Genomic DNA, 5,985 nt, shown 5'->3' on the forward strand with positions numbered 1-5,985 from the left:
GCCTTTTTCGGCGCGAATAGCAGTCTCCGCCCGAAGGAAGCGCCGCCCGGCATGCTCATCGCCATGGCGCTCACCGCGCTTCTTTGCGTCGGCATCGGGCTTTATCCCGCAGCACTTTACGATCTGCTGCCCTATGAACTCACCTATGAGCCTTACACCACGGCGCATATCATCACGCAGGTGCAACTCCTCGCCTTCGTGGCGCTCGGCTTCGCGCTCATGGTGAAGCGCGACCTGCTGGCGCCCCCGCAGCGCGGCATCCTGCTCGATTTCGACTGGACCTATCGCCGCCTCGCGCCTGCCATCCTGCGCCTTCTGAGCCACGTCATCGGCGGCACATGGCACTTTGGCGTGCGCCTCACGGAAAGGCGCGTGGCGAACCTGCTTTCCGGCATTTACCGCGCCCACGGGCCTCTCGGCCCGCTGGCCCGCACCTGGCCCACCGGCTCCATGGTGCTGTGGATTGCGGTTCTGCTAGGAATGACCCTCGTGCTGACCTACATTTAAGAGGCGGGCAGACAGAGCGGGAGGCTCTCCGATGGAAATATCCGGCGAACGGAAGATTCAGGCGTCACGAGAAGAAGTCTGGACGGCCCTGAATGACCCGGATGTTCTCCGTCAAGCCATTCCGGGCGCGGAATCTGTCGTACAGACCGCCGATACCGAGTTCGAGGTAACGGCAAGCGCCGCAGCCGGTCCCGTCAGCGGCCGATTCCTCGGCAAGGTGAGGTTCACAGACATCGATGCGCCAGATGGCTGGACAGTGAATGTCGAAACCGATGGCGGCCCGGCGGGCTTCGCCAGAGGCACGGCCCGGATCACTCTCAAGGAAATCCCCGAGGGAACGCTGCTTTCCTATAGCATCGAAGCGCAGATGGGCGGCAAGCTCGCGCAGATCGGTCAGCGCCCAATCGAAGATGCGACAACGGCCAAGACCGAAGCCTTCTTCGCAAATATCGCGCAGCTCGTTACCAGCGCGGGTACTGGCACAGACGCAGAGCTGCCCGAAATCGTCGAGGAGATGAGCGGCGGCATCCCCGTCAAATCCCCTGACAGCGATCCCATTTCACCAACAGGCGTCCCGCTTTTGCCGGATGAAGAAGCAGGTTTCAGCCTCTCCCCCTGGCTCTGGGGACCGTTGCTGATCCTCGCCCTCATCCTGCTTCTCTGGCTTGTCGGCTTCTGAGAGACCCCCGCCTCAGGCAGGAAAGAATGCAGCCCCTCGCGGCCCGAGCGAGAGCACCGCACCCTCGCGCCGCACCTCACCCAACTCAAAAATCGCCTTACCTGCACCTTCGGGCAGCGTGAACGACGCCGCGTCTCTTCCGAGATTGAAGACGCAGACGAGCCGATCCTCACCTTAGCGCGCGAAGGCAAGCACTTTTCCTTCCGCATCGAGGAAGCGAATATCACCGAGCCGCAAAGCCGGATGCGCCTTGCGCAGCGAGATCATGCGGCGCGCATGGGCAAGAACCGAATTTTCATCCGCCTCCTGAACATCCACGGCCCGCACCTTGTGATAGCCGGGGATCGGTAGCCACGGCTCGCCACTGGTGAAGCCTGCGCCCTGCGGCGCGCACTCCCAGGGTATCGGCGTGCGGCAGCCATCGCGCCCTTTCACCCAGGGAAAATAGAGATCGCCCACCGGATCCTTGATGTGATGCCGCTCAAGGTCAACTTCCGGAAGGCCGAGTTCCTCGCCCTGAAACATCAGCACATTACCCTTCAGCGCAAGCAGCAGCGTCAGTGCAACTTTCGCCAGCGCATCATCGCCCTGCCCGCCGCCCCAGCGTGTCACGGGGCGCGGCACGTCGTGGTTTGAAAAGGTCACGCAGGGAAAGAGATCATCCAGCGGTGCCAGCAGCTTTTCATAATAGGCGCGGAAGACCGGCGGCTCGAAACTCCAGTCCTCAATGAAGTCGAATGTATAGCCCGTATGCAGCCGCTCCAGTCCGCCCGCATAAAGGCCAAGCATTTCCGGCCGCTCCGAAAACTCACCAAAGGCGAGCCGCGCATCATACTCTTCCATGACGGCGCGCACCCGCTTCATCGCCCATTCGTTTTCTGGCCGGTTCGCATCATGGATGTGCTGCTGCAGGCGCGGCGCATGAGCCCAGTCCATGAAGGTGCGTCTGTCGCGCGGCTGCGGCGGATTGTCCTTCAGCTCGGCATCATGCAGATAGGCATTGGCAACATCGAGCCGGAACCCGTCCACGCCGCGATCCAGCCAGAAGCGCAGCACATTCATGCAGGCTTCTACCACTTCTTCATTGTGGAAGTTGAGCTTCGGCTGGCTCTTCAAAAACTTGTGGTGATAGTACTGGCGCCTGATCGGGTTCCATGACCAGGCCGGGCCACCAAAGGCAGACAGCCAGTTATTCGGCACTGTGCCGTCTTCCTTTGCATCCGCCCAGACATACCAGTCCGCCTTCGGATTATCGGCAGAGAGCTGGCTCTCCTGAAACCACGGATGCTGCTCGGATGTATGCGCCAGCACCTGATCGACGATGAGCTTCAGCCCGCGCTTGTGAATTTCGGCCACAAGCCGGTCGAAATCCGCCAGCGTTCCCATCTCCGGTGCGACATCGCAATAGTCGGAAACGTCGTAGCCGAAATCCTTGTTGGGTGACGGATAGAACGGCGACAGCCAGATGGCATCCGCGCCGAGCGAGGCGACATGATCGAGTTTTTCTTCAATGCCCTTCAGATCGCCAATGCCGTCGCCATTCGTATCGCGAAAGCTGCGCGGATAGATCTGATAGACAACCGCGCCCTTCCACCACTCGACCTTTCCCCCTGCCACCTGCACCCTCCTAGTTCAACATTGCGATCGGAGCGAGCGTCGCACCAATCTCGTCATGGATGACCAGATCGGCGATCTGGTCGAGTTCCGTCGGTTCGCGATTGAGGATCACGAGCATCGCGCCGTTCCGCTTTGCGAGAATGGGAAAACCTGCCGCCGGATAGACCTGCAACGACGAACCAATGGCGAGAAAAAGGTCGCAACCAAGCGTCGCCTCATGCGCACGGTTCATCTCTTCTTCTGGCATGGCCTGCCCGAAGGAAATCGTCGCCGACTTTACGATGCCGCCGCAGGAGCGGCAGTCCGGCGCGAGGCCGGACGTCTCGAACATTTCCCGCACCCAGGAAAGCTCGTGCCGCTCACCGCAATCAAGACACTTCGCATAGGTGCCATTGCCATGCAGCTCTATGATTTTCTCAGCAGGAATGCCGGAGTTCTGATGCAGATTGTCGATATTTTGCGTGATGACGTGAGAGACCTTCCCCTCATCCACCAGCTTCGCAATGGCCATGTGGCCCTTGTTGGGTTCTGCCTGCGCAATCGTCCTGTCGATCTCGAATTTTCGCCGCCACGCTTCCGCGCGAATATCGGGAGAACGGACAAAATCCTGAAAGTCTATCGGCGCCATTTTCGTCCAGAGTCCGCCTGGGCTGCGGAAATCGGGAATGCCGCTTTCCGTGCTGATGCCCGCGCCGGTGAACACCACCACGCGATAGGCTTCCTCAATGGCCCGTTTCAACTCCTTCGACATTCTTTCTCCGCCCTTCTTTGACCCGGCGCCCCGGATGGGGAATCATGCGGCAAACACCGCATACATCAAGGATCAGTGATGAAGTATCTGCACACAATGGTGCGTGTCAGCGACCTCGACAAATCGCTCGACTTTTATTGCAACAAGCTCGGCCTCGAAAATCTCGGTCGCTTCGACATCGAGGCAGGCCGCTTCAGCCTCGTGTTCCTCGCAGCGCCCGGCCAGAAAGAAGCGCAGGTGGAACTCACCTGGAACTGGGACCCGGAAGAACTGGGCGAAGGCCGCAATTTCGGCCATCTCGCCTATGAGGTCGAAAATATCTACGAGACATGCGACCGGCTCATGAAAGCGGGCGTCACCATCAATCGTCCGCCGCGCGACGGACGCATGGCCTTTGTCCGCTCGCCCGACAACATCTCCATCGAGTTGCTGCAGGCAGGCGCGCCCCTGCCCGCACAGGAACCATGGGCTTCCATGCCGAATATTGGCCATTGGTGAAGGATGTGGAGGCTGCTGCGTGCCCGCCGCGCGCGGCAGCCGACATGAAGGAAATGGTACGCCCTAGGGGAATCGAACCCCTCTTTCCAGAATGAAAATCTGGCGTCCTAACCGATAGACGAAGGGCGCACATTTCGTGGGGCGCAAGGCCCAGCGGGGAAACCCGCTCACGGCGGCCTTATAAGCGGACAATCCGTTTGTGGCAAGCCCCGCCCACACGAAAACCGGCGGATTCCCGCCTTTTCACGGCTGCGCGTCCCGCGTAGGCACGGCATCCTCGATTGTAAGCTGCACTTCGCGCCGTCCCTGCCAGTCATCTGCGGAAAGACGGCCTGCTATATGAAGCAGCCCCGCCCCCTTATCCAGCAGAACGGCACCCACCGGCGATTCGGCTGCGCGGAAGGCAATGCCCTTCAGCCGCTCGCCATCCTCCCCCGCAAGGATGCAGCGCACATGCGCATTACCGACAATATCGGCTCGCACGACACGAACCGAAGGCACGGCAAAGCGCGGCTCCGGATTACCCGCCCCGTAAGGCCCCGCCTGTTGCACCAGGTCATAAAGATCGCGCGTGGCACCACGCGCGGCAATCGCCCCGTCCAGTTTCAGCACCCGCGCTTCGGAAGCAATGGCAACATCATCCGCAAGGCGCTTTGAGAGGAAAGCATCCAGCGCCTCGATCTTTTCTTCGCGCAGCGTAAGCCCCGCTGCCATGGCGTGCCCGCCGCCATTGATGAGAAGCCCCGCCTCCAGCGCCGCCGTGACCGCACGGCCGAGATCCACACCGGTGAGCGAACGCCCCGAACCCTTGCCTTCGCCTTTCTCATCCAGCGCGATGACAAGGCTTGGCCGCTCATACCGATCCTTGAGACGGCTCGCCACAATGCCGATGACACCCGGATGCCAGCCCCTGCCGCTCGCAATGATCAGCGGCGGCGGCGTGTTTGCGCGTGAAGCGGACAGCCGCTCATCGACCTGCGCCAGTGCCTGTTCCAGAACCTGCGCCTCGATTGCCTGCCGCTCGGCATTCATCACATTCAGCTCTTCGGCAAGCGCGTGCGCCTCGAGTTCATTTTCCGTGGTGAGCAGACGCACGCCGAGATCGGCGCGTCCGACACGTCCGCCCGCATTGACGCGCGGACCGAGAAGAAAACCGCAATGATAGGGCGCAGGCGCACCATTCATGCGCGCAACCTCGGCAAGCGCGCTGAGCCCCACATTCCCCCGCCGCGCCATGACACGCAGCCCCTGCGCCACAAACGCGCGATTGAGCCCCTGGAGCGGCACCACGTCGCACACCGTCCCCAGTGCCACGAGATCGAGCCATTGCATCAGGTTCGGCTCCGCGCGATCAGCGCCATAAAAGCCGCGGTCACGAAGCGCCCTGTTGAGCGCGACAAGAAAAACGAAGGTCACTCCCACAGCGGCAAGCTGGCCAAGCCCGCTATCATCATCAAGCCGGTTCGGATTGACGAGCGCGAAGGCGGGCGGCAGCGCAGGCTCTGCCTGATGGTGATCGATCACGATGGAAGGAAGGCCATAATCCGCCGCGATCCCCAGCGCCTTGTGCGCCATGGTGCCGCAATCAACCGTGATGACGAGGTCGATACCCTCATCCTTCAGCCGCTTGAGCGCAGGCGCGTTGGGTCCGTACCCTTCCCTGATGCGATCGGGAATATAGATGCGAAGCTCGCGCCCCACCTCCCTGAAAAAGCGGTGAAGCAACGCGCTCGAGGTCGCGCCATCAACATCATAATCGCCAAAGACGGCAATCTTCTCGCCCGCAATGATGGCATCCGCCACCCGCACCGCTGCCTTGTCCATATCAGCAAGCGTGCTCGGGTCGGGCAGCAGGGTTCTGAGCGAGGGGGCGAGATAGGCCGCGCAGTCTTCCGGCGCAACGCCGCGCCCCGCAAGAACCCGCGCAACGATC

The 5,985-nt window shown here is 61.4% G+C and carries 5 protein-coding genes, 1 tRNA gene and 1 pseudogene; 3 read left to right on the forward strand and 4 right to left on the reverse strand.

Annotated elements, in window-relative coordinates; translation table 11 throughout:
* Both WBF74_RS11555 and WBF74_RS11560 read left to right on the forward strand, forming a co-directional pair.
* A pseudogene (locus tag WBF74_RS11555) lies at positions 1–507 on the forward strand (Na(+)/H(+) antiporter subunit D); the annotation flags it as partial.
* Positions 508–538: 31 nt separating this feature from the next.
* The gene (locus WBF74_RS11560; protein ID WP_424439845.1) at positions 539–1,186 is read left to right on the forward strand and encodes an SRPBCC family protein; all 648 of its coding nucleotides are present in this window, start codon (positions 539–541) and stop codon (positions 1,184–1,186) included.
* A 174-nt stretch (positions 1,187–1,360) separates the two neighbouring features.
* Here the strand turns inward: WBF74_RS11560 and WBF74_RS11565 are convergent, their stop codons facing one another.
* Together WBF74_RS11565 and WBF74_RS11570 are read right to left on the reverse strand one after the other, a co-directional pair.
* Positions 1,361–2,803 (reverse strand): alpha-amylase family glycosyl hydrolase, encoded by a 1,443-nt coding sequence (locus tag WBF74_RS11565; RefSeq protein ID WP_424439848.1) that lies wholly within the window; start codon positions 2,801–2,803, stop codon positions 1,361–1,363.
* A 10-nt stretch (positions 2,804–2,813) separates the two neighbouring features.
* Complete coding sequence (locus WBF74_RS11570) at positions 2,814–3,554, reverse strand: SIR2 family NAD-dependent protein deacylase (protein ID WP_424439851.1); 741 nt, start codon at positions 3,552–3,554, stop codon at positions 2,814–2,816.
* 78 nt (positions 3,555–3,632) lie between these two features.
* Here WBF74_RS11570 and WBF74_RS11575 point away from each other — a divergent pair, with 78 nt between their 5' ends.
* Positions 3,633–4,052, forward strand: coding sequence for a VOC family protein (locus WBF74_RS11575; RefSeq protein WP_424439854.1), 420 nt, complete (start codon positions 3,633–3,635; stop codon positions 4,050–4,052).
* A gap of 54 nt (positions 4,053–4,106) precedes the next feature.
* Here WBF74_RS11575 and WBF74_RS11580 read toward each other — a convergent pair.
* Together WBF74_RS11580 and recJ are read right to left on the reverse strand one after the other, a co-directional pair.
* Positions 4,107–4,181: transfer RNA gene (locus WBF74_RS11580), tRNA-Glu, on the reverse strand.
* A 114-nt stretch (positions 4,182–4,295) separates the two neighbouring features.
* The coding region (gene recJ / locus WBF74_RS11585; protein WP_424439857.1) for a single-stranded-DNA-specific exonuclease RecJ at positions 4,296–5,985 on the reverse strand (1,690 nt) is incomplete at its 5' end.

Source organism: Parvibaculum sp. (assembly GCF_049672805.1).
GTDB lineage: Bacteria > Pseudomonadota > Alphaproteobacteria > Parvibaculales > Parvibaculaceae > Parvibaculum.